1 protein-coding gene is annotated in these 1,781 nt (G+C 25.6%); it reads left to right on the forward strand.

Features of this window, described 5'->3' with window-relative positions; all coding sequences use genetic code 11:
* Positions 1-709 precede the first annotated feature (709 nt).
* On the forward strand, positions 710-1,781 hold a 1,072-nt coding region (locus AJ889_RS09910), incomplete at its 3' end, for a lysozyme (RefSeq protein WP_083265138.1).

Below are 1,781 nucleotides of genomic sequence, written 5' to 3' on the forward strand. Positions count from 1 at the left end.
TTTCACCCAAGCTACTGCTATAAACAATCTAGGCTATAATTCTACTTTCACAAAAATCTTCATCCTAGATAAAGAAAAGCTCAATGATACCTATCTTGATGCTAGAAAAAGGCTTTATAAATCTATCAATACTTTAAAAGAAAAAAGAAATGAAAAAATAAAAGATATCCAAGACTATTTAAATAAAGAAATTTCCTTACAAGATAATCTAAATAATCAAAGCTTTAATACTAAGGAAAATGATGTTAATTTAATTTTAAACGAAGTATTTAACATAGAGCAATTTTATGATAAAAATACCAATACCATAGTATTAAAGACAAATAATATAAAAATCATATTCTTAGATAAAGTAAATTTACAAGATTTGCAAGATAATTCTAACAATACTTCTTTCATCTCTATGTCAAATTTGATCCATATTTATGATAATCATTGTGATATTTTTGCAAAAGATAGAAGTGTTTTGGATATAAAGGACATAGAAGAAAAATATCAAATAGATTTTAAAAGTTTAGATATAAAAATCTTCCTAAACTCCACCCTCCTTACAGGCTCAAATGAACTTCCTAATAATCCTTTTTACTTTGGAGAATTAGATCAAGATAATACTATAAAACAAGATACACCTAGTTATTATTTTTCTCCTAAAGATGAAAGCAGTGGTTTAGGAAGACTTAGTATCTTTTATAAAAATGATGAACTTTGTTTGCTTAATTATTCTATATTAGAAAATTCTTTAAATATCAAATTAGAATGTTTAAGCAAACAAAGCTTAGAGTATAAAGACTTAATTTCAAACACTTTAAAAGAACAAAAAACCACACAAGTAGATAAAAAACAAGCTATAGCTAAACTTCATGCTCTTTTAGAAAATCAAAACCTAGAATGTATCCATGGAGGCAAAGTCATACTTAAATCAAACAAAGGAAAAACTTTTAAAGATGATGGTGTGCCTATAATGCTAGAAAGTGATTTATTAAACTCTAGTATAGTAGCTTGTCCTAATACTATAGCAGGTGTAAGTGTTCCTTGTACTAAAGTTGTTAATGTAAAAGGATCCTTATCTCAAAAGAAAGTCAATAATGAATATGTAATCTTACAAGAACTCATCTCAGCTTGTAAAACAGATAAAGGCTTTGCTTTAAAAGTAAGCTTTACTCCTACTAAGTTTAAATTTGATCACAGCTTTGATCCTAAAGAGGGCTTAGGAGAACAAAGTAAAAATCAAATAGAGTTAAAAGAACCTATAATAAGACTTCATTATAAAAGTGATAGATTTCAAAAAGATAATTTACCTATCTATAATCTTTTAATCAATAATGAAAAAAAAGAACAAAATAAGGCTTTAAATGAATTTAATATAGATTTAAAAGATTTAAAAGATATAGAGGATATAAATATTCTTAATCAATTCAAACAAGACTTTAGTAAAGATTATGAATTTAAAGAACTAAATCTTAGCTTTGATACTAATTTAATCAAACTTTATTTTATTATCCCAAAAAACATTGCTAAAGTTTATAAAAGTGCTTATAAGGAATTTGAAAATAAAGATTTAGGAGCAGGGTATTTTACACAGCTACATGAGTATGATAAAATCATCAAAAATGCTTTAGAAGATAATAAAGAATTAAACGAATATCATTTTAGTTTTTTAGCTCCTGCAAAAATGCAAAATTTAAAACTTCAAATCGCACAAGGACTAGATGAAATCTTAGAAGATGAAGATAGAAAACAAGAGCTTTATGTTTGTAAATTTGTGGTGGTAAATGGGGTTA

Source organism: Campylobacter sp. BCW_6468 (genome assembly GCF_001762865.1).
GTDB lineage: Bacteria > Campylobacterota > Campylobacteria > Campylobacterales > Campylobacteraceae > Campylobacter_D > Campylobacter_D jejuni.